This is a genomic window from Rhizobium sp. WSM1328 (genome assembly GCF_057653715.1).
The window spans coordinates 73,702-93,656 of the sequence record NZ_CM172788.1 but is presented as its reverse complement, the minus strand read 5'-3'; the positions used below and the strand labels follow the sequence as shown (position 1 = coordinate 93,656).

General features: G+C 61.1%; 22 protein-coding genes. 15 read left to right on the top strand and 7 right to left on the bottom strand.

All coding sequences use genetic code 11. The annotated features are described in order from the left end of the window. Positions 1 to 146 precede the first annotated feature (146 nt). The gene (locus tag AC2444_RS00490; RefSeq protein ID WP_012755833.1) at positions 147 to 2,144 is read right to left on the bottom strand and encodes a methyl-accepting chemotaxis protein; all 1,998 of its coding nucleotides are present in this window, start codon (positions 2,142 to 2,144) and stop codon (positions 147 to 149) included. 419 nt (positions 2,145 to 2,563) lie between these two features. Here AC2444_RS00490 and rpmH point away from each other — a divergent pair, with 419 nt between their 5' ends. The 8 genes from rpmH to AC2444_RS00450 all read left to right on the top strand — a co-directional run bounded on the left by rpmH (position 2,564) and on the right by AC2444_RS00450 (position 8,149). Next, positions 2,564 to 2,698 carry a 50S ribosomal protein L34 gene (gene rpmH, locus AC2444_RS00485; RefSeq protein WP_003545006.1) on the top strand — a complete coding sequence of 45 codons (135 nt, stop codon included), beginning with the start codon at positions 2,564 to 2,566 and terminating at the stop codon, positions 2,696 to 2,698. Positions 2,699 to 2,718: 20 nt separating this feature from the next. Then, positions 2,719 to 3,120, top strand: a complete 402-nt coding sequence (gene rnpA, locus AC2444_RS00480) for a ribonuclease P protein component (RefSeq protein WP_003545005.1) — start codon at positions 2,719 to 2,721, stop codon at positions 3,118 to 3,120. Then, positions 3,120 to 4,913, top strand: a complete 1,794-nt coding sequence (gene yidC / locus AC2444_RS00475) for a membrane protein insertase YidC (protein ID WP_012755832.1) — start codon at positions 3,120 to 3,122, stop codon at positions 4,911 to 4,913. The genes rnpA and yidC overlap by 1 nt, the downstream gene beginning before the upstream one ends. 153 nt (positions 4,914 to 5,066) lie before the next feature. Further along, entirely contained in the window at positions 5,067 to 5,720 is a 654-nt protein-coding gene (gene yihA / locus AC2444_RS00470) for a ribosome biogenesis GTP-binding protein YihA/YsxC (RefSeq protein WP_012755831.1), read from the top strand. A 267-nt stretch (positions 5,721 to 5,987) separates the two neighbouring features. Continuing rightward, complete coding sequence (locus tag AC2444_RS00465) at positions 5,988 to 6,197, top strand: cold-shock protein (RefSeq protein WP_003545000.1); 210 nt, start codon at positions 5,988 to 5,990, stop codon at positions 6,195 to 6,197. A gap of 133 nt (positions 6,198 to 6,330) precedes the next feature. Beyond that, entirely contained in the window at positions 6,331 to 6,555 is a 225-nt protein-coding gene (locus AC2444_RS00460; RefSeq protein ID WP_003556111.1) for a hypothetical protein, read from the top strand. A 120-nt stretch (positions 6,556 to 6,675) separates the two neighbouring features. After that, complete coding sequence (locus AC2444_RS00455) at positions 6,676 to 6,951, top strand: hypothetical protein (RefSeq protein ID WP_003556110.1); 276 nt, start codon at positions 6,676 to 6,678, stop codon at positions 6,949 to 6,951. Positions 6,952 to 7,072: 121 nt separating this feature from the next. Beyond that, positions 7,073 to 8,149: a sensor histidine kinase gene (locus AC2444_RS00450; protein WP_012755830.1), complete on the top strand. Its 1,077-nt coding sequence runs from the start codon at positions 7,073 to 7,075 to the stop codon at positions 8,147 to 8,149. Between the two features lie 272 nt (positions 8,150 to 8,421). Here the strand turns inward: AC2444_RS00450 and AC2444_RS00445 are convergent, their stop codons facing one another. The 3 genes from AC2444_RS00445 to AC2444_RS00435 all read right to left on the bottom strand — a co-directional run bounded on the left by AC2444_RS00445 (position 8,422) and on the right by AC2444_RS00435 (position 10,354). After that, positions 8,422 to 8,976 (bottom strand): fasciclin domain-containing protein, encoded by a 555-nt coding sequence (locus AC2444_RS00445; RefSeq protein WP_012755829.1) that lies wholly within the window; start codon positions 8,974 to 8,976, stop codon positions 8,422 to 8,424. Between the two features lie 122 nt (positions 8,977 to 9,098). Continuing rightward, the gene (locus AC2444_RS00440) at positions 9,099 to 9,818 is read right to left on the bottom strand and encodes an anti-sigma factor (RefSeq protein ID WP_012755828.1); all 720 of its coding nucleotides are present in this window, start codon (positions 9,816 to 9,818) and stop codon (positions 9,099 to 9,101) included. Further along, positions 9,815 to 10,354, bottom strand: a complete 540-nt coding sequence (locus AC2444_RS00435) for a sigma-70 family RNA polymerase sigma factor (RefSeq protein WP_012755827.1) — start codon at positions 10,352 to 10,354, stop codon at positions 9,815 to 9,817. Before AC2444_RS00435 ends, AC2444_RS00440 begins: the two co-directional genes overlap by 4 nt. A gap of 143 nt (positions 10,355 to 10,497) precedes the next feature. Between AC2444_RS00435 and argB the strand changes: the two genes are divergently transcribed. Both argB and AC2444_RS00425 read left to right on the top strand, forming a co-directional pair. Then, entirely contained in the window at positions 10,498 to 11,385 is an 888-nt protein-coding gene (argB, locus tag AC2444_RS00430) for an acetylglutamate kinase (RefSeq protein WP_003556104.1), read from the top strand. A 69-nt stretch (positions 11,386 to 11,454) separates the two neighbouring features. Beyond that, positions 11,455 to 12,603 carry an alpha-hydroxy acid oxidase gene (locus AC2444_RS00425; protein WP_012755826.1) on the top strand — a complete coding sequence of 383 codons (1,149 nt, stop codon included), beginning with the start codon at positions 11,455 to 11,457 and terminating at the stop codon, positions 12,601 to 12,603. A gap of 65 nt (positions 12,604 to 12,668) precedes the next feature. Here the strand turns inward: AC2444_RS00425 and AC2444_RS00420 are convergent, their stop codons facing one another. Both AC2444_RS00420 and AC2444_RS00415 read right to left on the bottom strand, forming a co-directional pair. Next, a complete protein-coding gene (locus AC2444_RS00420) occupies positions 12,669 to 13,439 on the bottom strand; it encodes an isocitrate lyase/PEP mutase family protein (RefSeq protein WP_012755825.1) in 771 nt (256 codons plus the stop codon). Further along, positions 13,436 to 14,512, bottom strand: a complete 1,077-nt coding sequence (locus AC2444_RS00415; protein ID WP_012755824.1) for a bifunctional transcriptional activator/DNA repair enzyme AdaA — start codon at positions 14,510 to 14,512, stop codon at positions 13,436 to 13,438. Before AC2444_RS00415 ends, AC2444_RS00420 begins: the two co-directional genes overlap by 4 nt. 102 nt (positions 14,513 to 14,614) lie before the next feature. Between AC2444_RS00415 and AC2444_RS00410 the strand changes: the two genes are divergently transcribed. Then, positions 14,615 to 15,322: a pyrimidine 5'-nucleotidase gene (locus AC2444_RS00410; RefSeq protein ID WP_012755823.1), complete on the top strand. Its 708-nt coding sequence runs from the start codon at positions 14,615 to 14,617 to the stop codon at positions 15,320 to 15,322. Positions 15,323 to 15,426: 104 nt separating this feature from the next. After that, on the top strand, positions 15,427 to 16,065 hold the full coding sequence (locus AC2444_RS00405; RefSeq protein WP_012755822.1) for an EF-hand domain-containing protein: 639 nt from the start codon (positions 15,427 to 15,429) through the stop codon (positions 16,063 to 16,065). Positions 16,066 to 16,151: 86 nt separating this feature from the next. Here AC2444_RS00405 and AC2444_RS00400 read toward each other — a convergent pair whose 3' ends face one another. Beyond that, positions 16,152 to 17,018 carry an LOG family protein gene (locus AC2444_RS00400; RefSeq protein ID WP_012755821.1) on the bottom strand — a complete coding sequence of 289 codons (867 nt, stop codon included), beginning with the start codon at positions 17,016 to 17,018 and terminating at the stop codon, positions 16,152 to 16,154. 192 nt (positions 17,019 to 17,210) lie between these two features. Here AC2444_RS00400 and dapD point away from each other — a divergent pair, with 192 nt between their 5' ends. The 3 genes from dapD (at position 17,211) to AC2444_RS00385 (ending at position 19,949) form a co-directional block, all read left to right on the top strand. After that, entirely contained in the window at positions 17,211 to 18,071 is an 861-nt protein-coding gene (gene dapD, locus AC2444_RS00395) for a 2,3,4,5-tetrahydropyridine-2,6-dicarboxylate N-succinyltransferase (RefSeq protein WP_012755820.1), read from the top strand. Between the two features lie 101 nt (positions 18,072 to 18,172). Next, positions 18,173 to 19,366, top strand: coding sequence for a succinyl-diaminopimelate desuccinylase (gene dapE, locus AC2444_RS00390; protein WP_012755819.1), 1,194 nt, complete (start codon positions 18,173 to 18,175; stop codon positions 19,364 to 19,366). Then, positions 19,353 to 19,949 carry a hypothetical protein gene (locus AC2444_RS00385; protein WP_012755818.1) on the top strand — a complete coding sequence of 199 codons (597 nt, stop codon included), beginning with the start codon at positions 19,353 to 19,355 and terminating at the stop codon, positions 19,947 to 19,949. The genes dapE and AC2444_RS00385 overlap by 14 nt, the downstream gene beginning before the upstream one ends. The last annotated feature ends 6 nt before the right edge of the window (positions 19,950 to 19,955 follow it).

Below are 19,955 nucleotides of genomic sequence, written 5' to 3'. Positions count from 1 at the left end.
CCGATCGGCAGCACCCAGGCCGCCCTTACCGTTGAGCTCTATATTAGACCAAGATGCTCCGCTTTCAAATCTTTGCGAGCAGCGTCATGTCGCCACAAGAAAACGCCGCCCGGAGGCGGCGTTTGAAGGCACGTGATCAGGAAAGATCAGAACTCTTCCCAGCTCTGTTCGGCTGCGGCGGCATTGCCGCCGAAGGCGCGTGCGACCTTGGCGATTGCGCGGCGGGCGGGCGAGGCGACCGGCCGATGCGGCTCGTTGCGGACGAGCGCCGCGGGTGCCGGCGCATCATCCGACAGTTTGAAGCGGGCAATGAGGCGCACCAGGCCACCGGCTTCGGCCGAAAGCCTGTGCGTGGCGGCGGAGGTCTCTTCCACCATCGCAGCGTTCTGCTGTGTCACCTGGTCCATCTGGTTGACGGCGGTATTGACTTCCTTGAGGCCGGTCGACTGTTCGGTCGCAGCCGTCGCGATCGAATGGATATGGTCATTGATGGCGATAACGCGGGTGCCGATTTCGGCCAGCGCCTCGCCAGTCGCCTGGACCAGCTTGACGCCGACCTGCACCTCGTTGCCGGATTTGGTGATCAGCGCCTTGATGTCCTTGGCAGCCGTCGCCGAACGCTGGGCGAGTTCGCGCACTTCCTGCGCCACCACCGCAAAACCCTTTCCGGCATCGCCGGCGCGTGCCGCCTCGACACCGGCATTCAGCGCCAGCAAGTTGGTCTGGAAGGCGATCTCATCGATGACGTTGATGATCTGGCTGATTTCGCGCGAGGCCTGCTCGATCCGGCCCATGGCCTCGACGGCATTGCGAACGACGACGCCGGAGCGGCCGGCATTCTCCTTGGCTTCGGATACCATGATGGTGGCTTCATGCGCCCGCTCGGTGGAATTCTGGACGACGGCGGTGATCTCGTCGAGTGCCGCCGAGGTCTCTTCGAGGGCGGCTGCCTGCTGCTCGGTGCGCTTCGACAGGTCGTCGCTGGCATTGCGCAGCTCGGCGGTGTTGCCGTTCATCGCCTCCGTCGTCTCGCGCACTTCGCGCATCGTCGCCTGCAGGGTAACGAAGGTATTGTTGACGTTCTGCTGCAGCTCGGCGAAGGCGCCCTGGAAGTTGCCGCTCATCGTCTGGGTGAGGTCGCCTTCGGCAAGGCTTGCGATGACGCGGCGGGTCTCACCGATGCCGGCATCGACGCTCGATAGCAGCATGTTGATGTTGCCGGCGAACTGATTGAGGTTATCGTCCTCGTAATCCTTGCTGATGCGGTGGCCGAAATCGCCGGCTGCTGCCGCTGCCACGACGACAGACATGCTCGACTGCAGGTCGTCGCTCTTGGCGCGCATCGCCGCCTCCTGGGCGTTCAGGCGCTTGATGGCCAGGCCGTTCGCCTTGAAGACCGCAACCGCTGCGGCCATCTCGCCGATTTCATCCGGACGGCCGGCAAAGGGGACCTCGGCGTCGAAATTGCCGTCGGCAACTTCCTTGATCGCATGGGTGACGCGCTTGATCGGGCGGCTGAGATGGCTGGTGCCGATATAGAAGCCCATGCCGACGCCGACCGCGATGCCGATGCCGGTGATGCTGAGTACAAGCATCAGCACCCAGGAGCGGAAGCTCTCGATCTCGGCGTTGACGGTCTCCAGCGCTGCCTTGTCGGTGGCGACGACCGCATCGATTTCCGCCTGGAACGCCTTGCGGTTGGCGCGGTTGGCGTCATTGTTGCCCTGTTGGCCAGCGGCTTCGGGGCCGACTTCCGTGCCGAGACGGACCGTTTCCGTGCGGAAGGTGCGGAATTCCGCGGCGCGGGCGACGAGCTTGGCAAAGTCGGCCTTCTGGCTCTCGGGAACGAGCGGCGCCCAGCCCGAGATGACCTTGTCGATCTCGTCGAGATCGGCCATCAGGCCCTTGGCGAAGTTCGGCGTATCCTTGATCGTTTTGGCGGCATAGATGCCGCGCGCTTCCATGACCACCGCCGTGACGAAACGGTTGAGGCGTTCGCCCGCATAGGCACGGGCTGCGGCATGCTCGTAAGCCGTCAGGTTGCGACTGTATTCGTGCATGGCGGACAACGCCGTTGCGCCGATCAAAAGCGCCACCGCGCCCATCACGCAAACCAGCAGATTAATTTTGCCCCGGATCTTCAATGCAATGCCTCCTAGCTACGCTACTGCCTGGAAAGCAAATTCCCAGTCGATGCGTTGAATATCGGCGAAATTTATTAAAGTTCGATTTCTAATATTTACGATTGTGGCTTCGGAAATGATCCATGCCGAATACGGTTGTCCGACCTAAGCGCCTGAAAACAGGGGCAATCGATCTGCCACGACGAAAACTACAACCACTCGGGGCATGCCTCATTTCTTAACACCAGAGTGCGAAATTACTTTAGGGGCCGGCAGCGCAGAGCGAAATTATCCGGCATAATTGACTTTTACAGGCTTCATCCTTATAAGCCCGCGCACGTTCGGTCACTTAAGCCTTTCATGGCCCGCCCGTTCGAAAAACAACGCTCCTTGCATTATGCAAATTCAAGAAGGGCCGCACTCCGCGGTGTTTAAAATAAATGAAGCGTACCTACCAACCATCCAAGCTTGTTCGCAAGCGTCGCCACGGTTTCCGTGCGCGCATGTCCACGAAGGGTGGCCGCAAGGTCATCGCAGCCCGCCGCGCGCAGGGCCGCAATCGTCTGTCGGCGTAAGCCGGGCTGCCCGGTAAGAGATGGCGGGCGAATTGACGATCAGTGAGAAAAAACACACTGTCGGGCGGCTGAAGAGCCGCCCGCAGTTTCTTGCCGCGCGCGAGGGCGAAAAACGCCGGGGCGGCCTCTTCCTTCTCGAAGTCCTCGACCGGAAGGAACCCGACAGCCAGGCACGCGTCGGTTTTACAGTCACCAAAAAACATGGCAACGCGGTCGAACGGAACCGCATGCGCCGCCGCCTGAAAGAGGCGGTGCGGCTTCATGCGGGGTTTGCAATGCAGCCCGGACACGACTATGTGGTTGTCGCGCGCAGGGACGTGCTAGACGCGTCCTTCCAGGAATTGGCCGCGGAACTGAAATCCCGCGTGGAAACCAGGCCGAAACACCGGCGCTCCGGAGACGGACGCCCCAGGAACGTATGATGGAAAACAACCGCAATTACTTCATTGCGATCGCTCTCTCGGTGCTGATCGTCCTCGGCTGGCAATTTCTCTATATGAATCCACGCATCGAGGCCCAGCGCAAGGTGCAGGAAGCCCAGAAGGCGCAGCAGCAGACCGAGCAGGTGCAGCAGCCGGCAGCAGGCGGTCAGACGCCGGCCCAGCCGAGCGGTGCGGCACCTACCAGCCAGGCGGCCGCAACGGCGACGCTCGAGCAGGCGCTGGCAAAGAGCCCGCGCGTCGTCATCGACACTGCTGCCCTCTCCGGCTCGATCAATCTTGCCGGCGCCCGCCTCGACGACCTGAAGCTCAAGGGCTACCACGAGACCGTCGACGACTCGAGCCCGATCATCACGCTGTTCAGCCCGGCCGAAACCAAGGACGGTTACTTCACCGAGCTCGGCTATATCGGTAGTGACGCGACAGGCAGCGTTCCCGGTCCCTCGACGCTCTGGACGGCTCCGGAGGGCGCCAAGCTCACCGAAAAGACGCCGGTGACGCTTTCCTACACCAATGACAAGGGTCTGACCTTCACCCGCACCATCTCCGTCGACGAACGCTACATGTTCACCGTCGCCGACAAGATCGAGAATGCCGGCCAGGCTCCCGCCTCGCTCAATTCTTACGGCCGTGTCACGCGTTACAACAAGCCGACGACGCCCTCGGTCTACGTGCTGCATGAAGGCTTCATCGGCGTCATCGGCGACGACGGCCTCGTCGAAACCAAATATACCGCCGCCGAAAAGGAAGCCGTCAAGCCGGCCAAATCCACCGGTGGCTGGCTCGGCATCACCGACAAATACTGGGCCGCGACGATCGTTCCACCGCAGAGCGCTCCCTATGAGGCAAGCTTCTCGCATTTTGCCGACGGTCAGCCGCGCTATCAGGCCGACTACAAGGAAGATGCCTTCACCGTTGCGCCTGGCCAATCGATCGAGCTGAAGAACCTCGTCTTCGCCGGCGCCAAGGAAGTGCCCGTCATCGACGGTTATGAGGCCAGCTACTCGATCCCGAAGTTCGACCGGCTGATCGACTGGGGCTGGTTTTATTTCATCACCAAGCCGATGTTCAAGCTGATGGACTTCTTCTTCCGCTACTTCGGCAATTTCGGCGTGGCGATCCTGTGCACCACCATCGTCGTCAAGCTCCTGTTCTTCCCGCTCGCCAGCAAGCAGTACGCTTCGATGGCGAACATGAAGCGCATGCAGCCGAAGATGGAGGAACTGAAGGCGAAATTCGCAGACGACCGCATGGGGCTGCAGCAAGCGACGATGCAGCTCTACAAGGAAGAGAAGATCAATCCGATCGCCGGCTGCTGGCCGGTGGCGCTGCAGATCCCGATCTTCTTCTCGCTCTATAAGGTGATCTACATCACCATCGAGATGCGGCATGCGCCGTTCTTCGGCTGGATCAAGGACCTTTCGGCGCCCGATCCGACGACGATCGTCAATCTGTTCGGCCTGCTGCCCTTCGAGGCGCCGACCATTCTGCATCTCGGCGTCTGGCCGCTGATCATGGGCGTCACGATGTTCCTGCAGATGCGCATGAACCCGACGCCGCCCGATCCGACGCAGGCGATGATCTTCACTTGGATGCCGCTGGTGTTCATGTTCATGCTGGCAAGCTTCCCGGCCGGCCTGGTCATCTACTGGGCCTGGAACAACACGCTCTCGGTGGCGCAGCAGTCGGTGATCATGAAGCGCCACGGCGTCAAGGTCGAACTCTTCGACAATCTGAAGGGTCTGTTCCGACGAAAAACGGCACCGTCGAAATGATGCCTGCCAAGCCCCGCTCCGGCGGGGCTTTTCTTTTGCGGCAGCGGAAGAAGGAGGCAAAGCCATAGCCTGCAAACGGCCTCGAAGCTTGACATCCGCCTGCAAAACCACGAAGCCCGGTAAAAGACCCAACCCAGAGATTGCAGAGCCCGCATGCCCGAAACCGAAAAGCCGCTCTTCGGCCACCCGTGGATCTTCATCCGCGGCGTACCGTCCCTGAACTTCCTGCCGCCGGAAGGGCCGTTGGAAGTGGCCTTTGCCGGTCGCTCGAATGTCGGCAAATCCTCGCTGATCAATGCGCTGGTCGGTCAGAAGGGCCTGGCGCGCACCTCGAACACGCCGGGACGCACGCAGGAACTGAACTATTTCGTTCCGGACGGTTATTCCGGCGAAGGCCAAGACCTGCCGCCGACGGCGATCGTCGACATGCCGGGCTATGGTTATGCGCAGGCGCCGAAAGAGCAGGTCGACAAATGGACCAAGCTCGTCTTCGATTACCTGCGCGGCCGCGCGACGCTGAAGCGCGTCTATGTGCTGATCGACAGCCGCCACGGCATCAAGAAGAACGACGACGACGTGCTCGATCTGCTCGACAAGGCCGCCGTCTCCTACCAGATCGTGCTGACCAAGACCGACAAGATCAAGGCGGCTGGCGTGCCGAAGCTGCTTGCCGAAACGGCAGAAAAGATCCGCAAGCGCCCGGCCGCCTATCCCGGCGTGCTGTCCACCTCCTCGGAAAAGGGCGATGGACTGGACGAACTGCGCCAGGCGATCGCCGAAACCGTCGGTATCGCCCGCTGGAAGTAGAGGGCATACGCGCGCCGGACGCGGCGACTTGTCTGGTGTAAAGGCCTCAGCGACATCCAACAGTTGAATCTGCTTACAGTTGAAAACTAAAGGTTGACGAAGCAGCTTTGATGAGCTAGATAGCGAGCATCGAATTTTGCTTGCTGGCTTGGTTATCGCGCGATTGGCACCGCGCTCTGAACGAACTTCCTTTCAAAAATCGCTATCACCATCCGCATCGCCTTGGCGTTGCGGTTCTTCAATATTGCTATGAAAGGGTTCATCATCATGGCCACTGGCACAGTTAAATGGTTCAATTCCACCAAAGGCTTCGGCTTCATTCAGCCTGATAATGGCGGCGACGACGCCTTCGTTCACATCTCCGCCGTCGAGCGCGCCGGAATGCGCGAACTCGTCGAAGGCCAGAAGATCGGCTTCGACCTCGAGCGCGACAACAAGTCGGGCAAGATGTCCGCTTGCAATCTCCAGAACGCTTAAATCGGTATCTGCTTCCCTTTGACCACGGATGTACTGGCACTGCCGGAAGCACGTTATCAATCCAAGGCCAGGCGATTTGCCTGGCCTTTTTTGTTTTCGCTCGCGCGTCGAGCCCACCCGTATCGGAGCCAACATGACAGAGACATACAGCAAATCTCGACAGCGGGCGGAGATTGCCTTCGGCAACGTCCAGACCCAGTTCTTCGCGAAGAACCAGGCGGCCGAAGAGCTCGAATCCGACGCCCAGTCGCAACAGGCAAAGACGTTGCGGCTTCGGGAGGCCCGGCTTGCCAGGGAACAGAGTGACCGGGTGTCGGCAACCTCTGCCCTCATTGCAAAACGCGCCAGGGCCCGCTGAGATCACAACCCGATCGCCAAGGCTCGAGACTTAAAACGCGTCTGAAATGACGGGCTTACAGATCGCGCGCTGCACACGACCCAAAGCGTGCTGATATTCACTCGCATCAAGGAAGCATCAATGGCAGAGACTCCGCAGGAACTTCAGTCGATCAATACGGCCTGGCAGATCGCCATTCAGGAAATTCTGCGCATGGTGATCAGAGACATGTATCACGGCGGCGGCGAGGCTTCGTTCAAGACGCATATCAAGCGTATCGAAGAAGCGGCCGTCGACAGTATTTACACGGATTTGCGGCTGCGCGGGACTGATGAATGGACGGAAGTGCTGGTCAAGGAAAGGGCGAGCAATTTCGTCACGACCCTGCTGACGTCATTTACCTATGACCGGGCTTAAATCACCCTGTGGCCGGAAATCGATGGACGCGCCGCCGATCAACGCTTGCGTCCCAGCAGTTTTTAAAGCAACCCTAGTTCTCCTGCTGTGCGGGAAAAGCCGCGTCCAAGAGTAATATTTGATGACCGATAGCAAAGACCAGCCGATTTCGCCCGAAGGCGTCGGCAACTTGCCCCACCTTGCCGAAGCCCTTGACGATGACCGGTTTCGACACTTTCTCGATCATGTGCCATTCGCGGTGGCTGTCTCCGAACTCGGTGGGAACGAGCCGCTGATTTACGTCAACCTCGAATTCGAACGGCTGACGGCGCTTGGGGCAACCGAGGTCCAGGGGAAACCCTGGCCGGACATTGAATTGAATTCCACCGCCGTCTCCGGAGAGGTGCCGCTCACGGCAGCTGTGACCTCTGCTGAGGAATATATTGGTGCCTTCTCGCTGGTGGCCGAACCCGAGAGCACCGTCATTATCGATGTCTGGTCGAATACGATCGTCGACGATGATGACACGCCGCTTTTCCGATTGGTGGCCTTTGCTGCCCGCAGTGAGGCGACAGCCGCCGAGAGCTTCAGCGAACTGCTGACGGAGAAAGATGTCCTTCTGCGGGAACTACAGCATCGCGTGAAGAACAATCTCCAGATGATCACGGCGCTCATCCGAATGGAGGCGCGCAATGCTCAACAGAATGAGGAAAGCGAAAGATTTGCACGGCTTGCCGGGCGGATTGAAGCCTTGGCCCTGCTCTATCGCTCGCTGTCAGACGAAGAGAAAGGCGCCACTGTCGATCTTGGCACCTATGTCAGCCAGATTGCCGCCTCGGTGATGGCGGCCCATGCCGTGGAAGGGATCCGGCTGGACATGAAGGTCGATACCTGGCCGGTTTCGGTCGATGTCGCCATGCCGGCCGGCCTCGTCATCAACGAACTCCTCACCAATACGCTGAAGCATGCCTTCGTGGGGCGTGATGGCGGCGAAATCACACTCCGCTGTGTCGTCAGCGAAACCGGCTGCAGGATCACCGTTGCTGATAACGGGGTCGGTCTTCCCCAGGATGTGACCTGGCCGCAGCCGGGAAAGCTGAGCGCGATGATCGTACAGTCACTGAAACAGAATGCCCGCGCCGAGGTTGAAGTCAGCTCATCCCCTGACACCGGCATGAGTGTCTCCCTCGTCTTCCCGAGAGCTGAAGCGGCCCAATAGAGCGCCGCGCGCCTTTTCAGACGCACTAGGGACGCTCTATCATTTTGAATCTGCGCGTAATCCTTTCCGAAAATCGATTCCGATTTTCGGGGTTATGCGCTAGCCACCTCATCAATTTGTGTTTGGGGGGCCCTTAGAGCGTTCAGCTTTTTATGGAAGCGCAGAACCGCTCTAACCTTTTGTTTTTGCGCAATTCCGGACGGAAAACCGCTCTGCGCTTTTCCTGGAATGGCTCTAGGAGCGCCCCAATGCGTCTGGCGATACGAGCGGGCTTACATCTTCGGCAGCAGCACCTTGTCGACGACATGGATGACGCCGTTCGACTGTTTGACGTCGGCGATCGTCACATGGGAGACACCGCCGTTTTCATCGGTCAGGGTGATCTTGCCCATGTTTTCCTTGGCTTTCAGCACGCAGCCGCCGACGGTCTTGATGTCGTGCTCGCCGCCGTCATCCTTGATCATCTTGGCAACGGTCTTGGCCATCGCATCGGCGGCAACGACGTGGCAGGTCAGAACCTTGGTCAGCGTCGCCTTGTTTTCCGGCTTCAGCAGCGTATCGACGGTGCCCTTCGGCAGCGCGGCAAAAGCTTCGTTGGTCGGCGCAAAGACGGTGAAGGGGCCCTTGCCTTCGAGCGTGCCGACCAGGCCTGCCGCCTTGACGGCTGCGACCAGCGTCGTGTGATCTTTGGAATTCACGGCGTTCTCGATGATGTTCTTGCTATCGAACATCGCAGCGCCGCCGACCACTGGATTCTTGGCGGCGGCAAAGGCGACGGCGGACATGGCTGTGGCGAGCGCGACGCCGCGCAATACGGACTTGATCATGATTTTCTCCTCACCGGACACCATCCGCGGGCTTTATGCCTGAGCGTCGTCCGGACATTTCGAACTACGGAGGGCCGCGCCGAAGAGTTTCAGTGAGGAGACATGATTTATGGCCGAGACGGTTATGGTCGGTGCAGGGGACCGCTTGCGATCACCGGACCGGTCGCCTGGCCGGTCGGCGAACCGCCGAAGGGTTCGAGGCTGACGGCAAGCGTTGCGCCATCGGCGACCTGGCTGCGCAGATCGGCGGGGATGACAAGTTCACCGCTCTCGCCCGGCTGGAAGACGCCGAGCGATCTCGTCATGCCGCTGCCCGGTACCAGCCAGAGTTCCAGCGACTTCTCCTCCGGCTTGCCGGCGGCGACCGGCACGATCTTCAGCCGGCCGCTCTGCAGCTCATAGGAGGCGAGAAGATTGATGGTGCTGTTCTGGCCCGAAAGCGAGGCTACCAGTGGTGCCGGCCCCTGCGGCTCCGGCACCACGCCGGAGGCGAAGATGACAGCGCTGACGGCGACGACGATGCAGGCGAAGCTCAGCGAGCGCCAGAAAACGGCGGAATTCCAGAGCCCCTGCGAAAAGGATGGGGGCTTTTGGCCATCGCCGAACAGCCGTGCCTCGATCTGCTTGAAGGTTTCCCGGTTCGGAGCAACGCCTTCATACTCGTCGTTGAAGGCGGAGAGGTTGGTTTCCCAGCGGCTGACGATCGCAGCGAAGGGGCGGTCGTGGCGCATGCGCTCTTCCACCACCCGGCGATCCTGCAACGACAGGACGCCAAGCACATATTCGCCGGCGAGAACCTCGTCGCGGGAGCGGTCTCCCTTGCTTTTATCGGGCGATGTCATCGTTCCATGCACTCTCTCAGTTTCAAGAGGCTGCGCCTGAGCCAGGTCCGCATCGTGTTCAGCGGAATACCAAACTGATCGGCCAGTTCCTGATAGCTCAGCCCTTCGACATAAGCCCGTTTCACGGCGACCGCACGATCAGCTTCCAACTCTTCCATGCAGGTGTCAATCCGCCTTCCTTCATCCTTGGTCACCGTCTGCATTTCCGGGTCGGCTCCGGCATCGGCCAGATCATAGACCGTGTCCAATTCGTCGGCGACGGGCTTGCGCGCCCGCAGCGCATCGATCGACCGGTTGCGGGCAATTGCAGCCAGCCATGCCGAGGACGAACCCGAGGCGACGGAGAAGCTGCGAGCGCGTTGCCAGATGCTGATATAGGCTTCCTGCAGGGCTTCCTCGGCTTCCGTGCGATCCTTCAAGATACGCAGGCAGATCGAGAAAAGTTTCGGTCCGGTCTGATTGTAGAGGGCCACGAAAGCCCTGCGATCGCCGAGTGCGACGCGGCCGATCAGGTCTGCGATGTCATCGCCTTGCATGCCGTTCCTCATCTCAAGCTTACGTGCGCCAGACGGTAACGGCGTCCGGCTCCGCGCCAGATACGAAAAACTATTGCCCTCTGGATTATTCCCTCGGTCAGAAACTTGCGATAAAAGGCCGCGAACAATTCTGCGGGGTTCCCATGAACGAAACCGAAAGCGAAATGCAGGCACGGCTTCTGGCCAAAGCTCTGCCCTTCATGCAGCGTTACGAGAACAAAACGATTGTCGTGAAATATGGCGGTCACGCCATGGGCAATCCCGAGCTCGGCAAGGCCTTTGCCAGCGACATCGCGCTGTTGAAGCAATCGGGCGTCAACCCGATCGTCGTTCACGGCGGCGGCCCGCAGATCGGCGCCATGCTGAGCAAGATGGGCATCGAATCGAAATTCGAGGGCGGCCTTCGCGTCACCGACCAGAAAACGGTCGAGATCGTCGAAATGGTGCTCGCCGGCTCGATCAACAAGGAAATCGTCGCGCTCATCAATCAGACCGGCGAATGGGCGATCGGCCTTTGCGGCAAGGACGGCAACATGGTCTTCGCCGAAAAGGCGCGCAAGACCATCAAAGATCCGGATTCGAACATCGAGCGCGTGCTCGATCTCGGTTTCGTCGGCGAAGTGGTCGAGGTCGACCGGACGCTGCTCGATCTGCTTGCCCGCTCCGAGATGATCCCGGTCATCGCCCCCGTGGCGCCTGGCCGCGACGGCGCCACCTACAATATCAATGCAGATACCTTCGCCGGCGCCATTGCCGGTGCGCTGAACGCCACCCGGCTGCTGTTCCTGACCGATGTGCCGGGCGTGCTCGACAAGAACGGCCAGCTCATCAAGGAGCTTTCTGTCGCCGAAGCACATGCGCTGATCGCCGATGGCACGATTTCGGGTGGCATGATCCCCAAGGTCGAGACCTGCATCGATGCGATCAAGGCCGGCGTGCAGGGCGTCGTCATCCTGAACGGCAAGACCGCCCATTCCGTGCTGCTCGAGATCTTCACCGAGCACGGCGTCGGAACGCTGATCGTTCCCTGAACCAGGCTGCGCCCTTCACTTGCGAAGGGCGGATCTTCCTGACGCGGAAACAGGGTATCGAGGAAACAAATGCGCCTGACAGACTGCTATAATTTTCACGATTTCCGGCGCATGGCCAAACGGCGTCTTCCCGGACCGATATTCGACTATATTGACGGCGGTGCCGACGACGAGGTGACGTACCGGCGCAATACCGCGGCCTTCGAGGCCTGCGATCTGGTGCCCGACGTTTTGCGCGGTGTGGCCGATGTCGACATGTCGGTAACTGTCATGGGCCAGAAGCTCGCAATGCCGGTCTATTGCTCGCCGACGGCGTTGCAGCGGCTTTTTCACCACCAGGGGGAGCGGGCGGTCGCGGCGGCGGCGGCAAAACATGGCACGATGTTCGGCGTCTCCTCGCTCGGCACGATCAGCCTGGAGGAAGCCAGACAGATCAGCAACGGGCCGCAGGTCTATCAGTTCTATTTCCACAAGGACCGTGGCCTCAACCGCGAGATGATGGCGCGAGCGAAAAATGCCGGCGTGCAGGCGATGATGCTGACGGTCGACAGCATCACCGGCGGCAACCGCGAGCGCGACAAGCGCACGGGCTTTGCCATTCCCTTCAAGCTCAATCTTGCCGGCATGACCCAGTTCGCGATCAAGCCTTCCTGGGCGATCGACTGGCTGACGCATGAGCGCTTCCGGCTGCCGCAGCTCGAAAACCACGTCAAGATGGATGGCGGCGCGCTGTCGATCAGCCGATACTTCACCGAGATGCTGGACCCCTCGATGTCGTGGGACGACGTGGCGGAGATGGTGCGCGAATGGGGCGGGCCATTCTGCCTGAAGGGCATCATGTCGGTCGAAGACGCCAAGCGCGCGGCCGAGATCGGCTGCAGCGGCATCGTGCTTTCCAATCATGGCGGGCGCCAGCTCGACGGCTCGCGCAGCGCTTTCGACCAGTTGGCCGAGATCGTCGACGCCGTGGGCGACCGGGTCGACGTGATGATGGATGGCGGCGTGCAGCGGGGAACGCATGTTCTTAAAGCGCTGTCGCTGGGGGCGAAGGCCGTCGGGCTCGGGCGCTACTATCTCTTCCCGCTTGCCGCGGCCGGACAGCCCGGCGTCGAACGGGCGCTGGAGACGATGCGCACCGAGATCGAGCGCGGCATGAAGCTGATGGGCTGCACCTCGGTCAGCCAGCTCAGCCGGCGGAATCTGCGCTTCCGTTCCTGAGCGGAACGGGATTTCATTGCGGGCCGCAGCTTCGCACCACATCTGCGGCCCTCGGACATTCGACGTCAGAGCGGGCTATAAATCGCCGCCGCCTCCTGTTTCAACTTTTCCATCATCGATCGGTAAGGCCCCGGACCATAACTGATGCGGCCGACGCCGAGCTTGGCGAGCGTCTTCACGTCAGGGGCGCCTGTCCGCATCATGATGTTGACCGGCAGCGGCGATGCGGCGCAGATCTTCTCGATCAAGGCGGGATCAATCAAGCCAGGAACGAAGAAGCCGCTGCCGCCGGCGGCCGCATAGGCCTTGCCCCGCTCGATCGCCTCTTCCACCAGACCGGCATGTTTGGAAAGATCGCTCTCCGCCAGGAAGAGATCGGTGCGAGCGTTGATGAAGAAGGGAATGCCCTCGCCTTCCGCCATGGCGCGAATGGCGCGGATGCGGGCCGCCTGCCTCTCGGCCGGATAAAGCCCGCCACCGCCGACCACCTGATCCTCGAAATTGATGCCGATAGCGCCGACCTCCACCAGCTTGGCGACGTTGGCGGCGGCACCCTCAGGCTCAGCCGAATAAGCGCCTTCGAAATCGACCGAAAGCGGCAGATTGACGACAGCGGTGATGGATTTTGCCGTCTCGACCAGCACCGACATCGGCAGCTTCTCACCGTCGGCATAACCATGGGCAGCGGCGACCGACCAGCTTCCTGTTGCAAGCGCCTTGGCGCCGGCATCGGTCACCGCCTTGGCCGTGCCGGCATCCCAGATATTGTAAAGAACAACCGGGTCGCCCTTGCGGTGCAATGCTCCGAATGCCTTGGCCTTTTCACTCTGGTTCATGCCGTCTCCTCCACGTTAGGTGCTTGTGCTCTGATCTTCTCTTCATGCCGCAACAGCCATTGCTTGCGCCAGAGCCCGCCGCCATAGCCGGTCAGCGAACCATCCGCGCCGAGGATGCGATGGCAGGGCACGATGATGGCAAGCTGGTTGGCGCCATTGGCGCGGCCGACGGCACGCACGACCTCCGGCCTTTCCATCTCCCTTGCAAGATCGCCATAGGCGCGCGTCTGGCCGGCAGTGATGTCCATGAGCTTTGCCCAGACATGTTTTTCGAAGGGCGTGCCGCCAAGCGCCAATGGCGTCTTGAAGACGGTGAGCCGCCCTTCGAAATAATCCCGGATTTCTGCCTCGATCTGGTCGATCGCCGGCGTGCGGCCGATTGCGACCGAAGAGCGGACACGCTTCTGCAGTGCCTCGAGTTCGGTGGGCAGCGCTTTGCGGTCGTGGAATTCGAGAAGGTGCAGATGCGTCCGGTCGGCAACGGCCACCATCGGTCCGAGCGGCGTCTCGAACCAGTCGGCAAACAGAAGTTCACGGTTTTGCGACAGCGCCGGCGCCTTGCCGACGAGCCGCTGAAAAGCCGTCCGGAAACCACTTGGGGAGTCATATCCGGCCTCAAGCTGAGCATCGATAACGCGCGCGCCATCGGCCAGTTGCCGGGCCGCCTCGCCCAGTCGGCGATAGCGGACGATATCGTGGAAGGTCATGCCGAGCCCGCGTTTGAAGGCGCGGCGCACGGTCGAGGGATCGTGGCCCCGGCGCACAAGCTCATCCTCGCTCCAGCGCAACTGCGGCTCGCGGTCGAGCGCGGCAAGCAGCTCGTCGACGATCGGCTCCCTGCCCGGCTGCTCCAGCGGCCTGCAGCGCTGGCACGGGCGGAAGCCGGAATGCATGCAGGCGGCGATCGTATCGAAAAAGAGCGTGTTTTCCCGCTTCGGCTTGCGCGCCGGGCAGGTCAGGCGGCAGAAGATGCCTGTCGTCTTGACGCAGACATAGGCCTGGCCCTCATAATCGGCGCTGCGCGCGATCAGGGCATCATAGAGCGTATCGTCATTGGGGCGTTCGAAAAGCATGAGCGCTTTCTAGCATTCCGTGCCTGCGCCGTCCGCCGAAAATCGGGCGTCTATTCTTTCTTGCCGATTTCCTTGGCGGATAAGCCGTGCCATAAGACCGCCATGACCAAGATCGACCGTACGCCTGATAAAGCCGATTTCGAGCACGTTACAGATTGGGTCTTCGACCTCGACAACACGCTCTATCCGCATCATGTCAATCTCTTCGCGCAGATCGACAAGAACATGACTGCCTATGTCGCGGCACTCTTGCAGATGGAGCGGGAAGAGGCGCGCAAGCTGCAGAAGCAATATTATCTCGAGCATGGCACGACATTGCAGGGCCTGATGATCCATCACGGCATCGACCCGAACGACTTTCTCGAAAAGGCGCATGCGATCGACTACACGGCGCTGACGCCGCAGCCGGAACTCGGCGAGGCGATCAAGGCGCTGCCGGGGCGCAAGTTCATCTTCACCAATGGCAGCGTCAAACATGCAGAGATGACGGCGGAGGCGCTCGGCATTCTCGAGCATTTCGACGACATTTTCGATATCGTCGCCGCCGACTACGTGCCGAAGCCGGCGCAGGCGACCTACGACAAGTTCATGGCGCTGAAGCGGGTCGAAACCACCAAGGCCGCCATGTTCGAAGATCTACCGCGCAACCTGACGGTGCCGAAGGCGCTCGGCATGCAGACTGTGCTGCTGGTGCCGCGCAATCTGGAAGAGACGGTCGTCGAATGGTGGGAAAAGACCAGCGGCGATGAGGATCACATCGATTTTGTCACCGACGACCTTGCCGCTTTTCTCGGCAAGATTACCGGCTGAAGCATTACCAAGTTTTCACTTAGCTTACCGATGTTTAACTGGGTCTTGCGGGCCTGCTGCCATAGCTTCTTTCGTGAGGGGACACCTTACGAAAGGCAAACACGATGTACCGCAACAAGCTGATACTGGCAGCGCTTTCCTCCACCCTCATCTTCGGCGCAGCCGCCGGAGCCGGCTATGCAGCGCCCGGTGACGGGCCGCGTCAACACCCCGGCAGGCACGGTCCCATGCACGGTCCGGGGCCTGCCGCCTTCCGCGAAATCACCTATGTCCGCATGCTCAAGCAGTTCGACACCAACAAGGACGGACAGATCTCCAAGGACGAGGCGACCGCCGGCATCGACAAGATCTTCGCTGCGATCGACACCAACAAGGACGGCTCGCTGACCCCAGGCGAAATCGGCGCATACCAGAAAGCGCAGATGCAGGCGATGAGAGATCAGCGCAAGCAGGATGCCAGCAATAACAAGGATGCGAAGACCGCAGACGCGACGCCTGATAATAACGACCAGGGCCGGCCGCCTCAGGGTGGTCACGAGGGTCGTGACGGACATCGCTGGATGCGCCATGGCGGCAACATCATGCGTGCCTCGATCATGATGCACCGGGTCGACACCGACCAGAACGGCCGGATTTCCAAACAGGAAGCCGAAGCCGGCATGGACAAGCTGTTCACTCGGATGGACCGCAACAAGGACGGCGTCATCTCGATCGATGACATGCCGGACCGGCCGCTTCTGTAAGGCCGGACGAGCCGATGTATCTCCACTCTTTCCCTGCTCCAGCGGGGAAAGAGTGGGAGATTCGTCGAAACGCCGCGTTCTGGCTCCTATTCGCGGTGTTCGTAGAAGTCCTGGACGATCTTCCAAGCAGCTTCAGCCGTATCGACGAAGCTGATCAGCTTGACGTCGTCGGGCGCGATCGTGCCGAATTCGGCCAATGCCTCGAAATTGATAATGCTCCTCCAGAAGGTCTCGCCGAAAAGGATCAGCGGCAGGCGCTCCATGCGGCCGGTCTGGATCAGCGTCAGGCATTCGAAGAATTCGTCGAGCGTGCCGAAGCCGCCGGGAAAGACCGCGATCGCCTTGGCGCGCACCATGAAATGCATCTTGCGGATGGCGAAATAGTGGAAGTTGAAGCTGAGCTCCGGCGTCACATAGGCGTTCGGCGCCTGCTCATGCGGCAGCACGATGTTGAGGCCGATCGAAGGGGCGCCCTCGTCGGCCGCGCCGCGATTGCCGGCCTCCATCACGCCCGGCCCGCCGCCGGTGACGATGACATATTCGTGGAAATTGAAGGTGGCTGAATATTTCGAGCAGAGCCGGGCAAATTTGCGCGCCTCGTCATAATAGACCGAGGCCGCCTCCAGGTTGACGCGCTGGATATCGTTGCGGGCTGCCCAGGCGCTCTGGCCGGGGGCGGGAATGCGGGCGCCGCCGAACATGACGACGGTCGACTTGATGCCGCGTTCGGTCAGCATCATTTCCGTCTTCAACAGCTCCAGCTGCAGACGGATCGGCCGCAACTCCTCGCGGCAGAGGAAATCCTGGTCGACATAGGCCAGGCGGTAGGCAGGCGACATCGTCTGCGGCGTCTTCGGCACGGCTTCGGCGCGCTGCTTGTCGGTCGAACTGCTCTTCAGCGGGTCCCATACGCCATCCTTGCGCCTCGAACCGCCGTTTCGTCCCTTCGCCATGTCGAAATGCCTTTCGGTATTGCCGGCTACGAAGCCGGATATGTCGCTATAACGCCTTGAATCCAGGTATGATCTTGTCGGAAAAATCATTCCGTTCTACGGCTTCATGCTGTAGAGCAGGGTAAACCCCGCCAACCGCAATTCCGGAGACACCCCGTCTCCACGATAAAGATCGAAGTTTAAGGAATTCTCATGAGCGCCACCGACCTCGCATCCCTCGAAAAGATCATCGAATCCGCCTTCGACAATCGCGACAATGTGAACACGTCGACGAAGGGCGAGGTTCGCGATGCGGTCGAAGCAGCGCTCGATCTGCTCGATGCCGGCAAGGCCCGTGTCGCCGAACGCTCCGCCGACGGCGCCTGGACGGTCAATCAGTGGCTGAAGAAGGCCGTGCTCTTGTCCTTCCGCCTCAACGACATGGACGTGGTGGAGGGCGGCTCGGGCAACTCGACCTGGTGGGACAAGGTTCCCTCGAAGTTCGAAAACTGGGGCGAGAACCATTTCCGCGCCGCCGGCTTCCGCGCCGTGCCGAACTGCGTCGTGCGCCGCTCGGCCTATATCGCCCCGAACGCCATCCTGATGCCCTCCTTCGTCAATCTCGGCGCCTATGTCGGCGAAGGCACGATGGTCGATACCTGGGCGACGGTCGGCTCCTGTGCGCAGATCGGCAAGCATGTGCATCTCTCCGGCGGTGTCGGCATCGGCGGCGTGTTGGAACCGATGCAGGCGGGCCCGACGATCATCGAGGACAATTGCTTCATCGGCGCCCGTTCCGAGGTGGTCGAAGGCTGCATCATCCGCGAAGGCTCGGTGCTCGGCATGGGCGTCTTTATCGGCAAGTCGACCAAGATCGTCGACCGCGCCACGGGCGAGGTGAGCTACGGCGAAGTGCCGCCCTATTCCGTCGTCGTCGCCGGCTCGATGCCGTCGGGTAATGCGACGATGGGCAACGGCCAGCCGGCGCCGCATCTCTACTGCGCCGTCATCGTCAAGCGCGTCGATGAAAAGACCCGCTCGAAGACCGGCATCAACGAGCTGCTCAGAGATTGATGACACCGGGACATTGATCCGGTAAACAGACGGCGTCTTTTTACGCGAGGCGGCCCCGCCTTGCCATGTCTTTGCCATTCCCGCCGGATAGTTCGACCGCCATGACCGCTACCGACCCCGTCGCCAATCTCCAGACGCTGATTCGCTGCCCGTCCGTGACGCCCGCCGAAGGCGGCGCGCTCACGGCGCTGGAGGCGATGCTTGCGCCGCTCGGCTTTGCGCTCGACAGGGTGAAGGCGAGCGAAGAGGGAACACCCGAGATCGAAAACCTCTATGCCCGCCTCGGCAAGGACGGCCCGCATCTGATGTTTGCCGGCCATACCGATGTCGTGCCGGTCGGCGACGAAGCTGCCTGGACGCATCCACCGTTTGAGGCCCAGATTTCGAAGGGCGAGCTTTTCGGCCGCGGCGCCGTCGACATGAAGGGCGGCATCGCCTGTTTCGTCGCCGCCGTCGCCCGCCATATCGAGAAAAACGGGCCGCCCAACGGCTCGATTTCCTTTTTGATCACCGGCGACGAAGAGGGCCCGGCGATCAACGGCACGATCAAGCTGCTGCAATGGGCGGCCGAGCGCGGCGAGCGCTGGGATGCCTGCCTTGTCGGCGAGCCGACCAATCCGGACAGGCTCGGCGACATGATCAAGATCGGCCGGCGCGGCTCGCTGTCGGGTAAAATCACCGTGCACGGCGTGCAGGGCCATGCCGCCTATCCGCATCTTGCCGACAATCCGGTGCGCGGCATGCTGCAGCTGACGCAGGCGCTGATGGACCCGCCGTTTGACGCCGGCACCGGCGATTTCCAGCCTTCGAACCTCGAAGTGACCACGGTCGACGTCGGCAACCCGGCGACCAACGTCATTCCGGCCAAGGCATCGGCAAGCTTCAACATCCGCTTCAACGATAGCTGGACCGTCGAAACGCTGCGGGCCGAAATCCTGCGCCGTCTGGAAGCCGCCGCCGGCAACGGCGCATTGCGGCCGGGCCGCGATCCGGTGGCCTATGATATCGTCTGGGCCGACCGGCCGAGCCATGTCTTCCTGACGCGCAACAATGCGCTGATCGCCTCACTGTCTTCAGCCGTCGAAAGTGTTGCCGGCCAGTCGCCGCGGCTTTCGACCACCGGCGGCACATCGGATGCGCGCTTCATCAAGGATTATTGCCCGGTCGTCGAGTTCGGCCTCGTTGGCCAGACCATGCACATGGTCGACGAGCGCGTCGCTGTCGCTGATCTGGAGACGCTGACGGCAATCTACGAAACTTTCATCGCCCGCTGGTTCGCCAATGCCGGGCTTTAGGGAGGTTCAATATTACCTGGCCGGCCTCTGGCTGCTGATCCGGCTGGATCCGCGCGGCTTCCGCTACCTCGATATGTCCGAGCGCGGCGTCAATCGCTCGTTCTGGGCGATGCTCTGGTGCCTGCCGCCGATGGGTATTTCCTGGCTCTGGTGGCGGCAGGCCTTCCTGCGGTCGATGCCGCCGGAAGCCGATGTCGATTTTCCCTTCTATATCAGGCTCGGCCTCGTCGAGGTCGCCAACTGGTTCGTGCCGCTGGTCTTTGCAGGGGTTCTGCTGCTTGCCTTCCGGATGGGCGAGCGTTTCGCGCCCGTCGTCGTCAGCGTCAACTGGCTCGGCGTGCCGCTCTCCTATATCAACGGGCTGCTGCTGGCGCTGGTGTTCTTCCTGCCTGGATCCATCGGCCTCGTCTCGCTGCTGCTGCTCGCCTTCATGCTGGCGCAGGTCTTCGTGCTGGCCCGCATTATCCGGATGATCTGCCACGGTCACGCGCTGATGACCGGGGCGCTGACACTGGTGCTGCTCGTGCCATCGATGATCCTTTCGGAATATCTGCAGCACTTCCTCGGCATCTATCCCGTCTGACCAAGT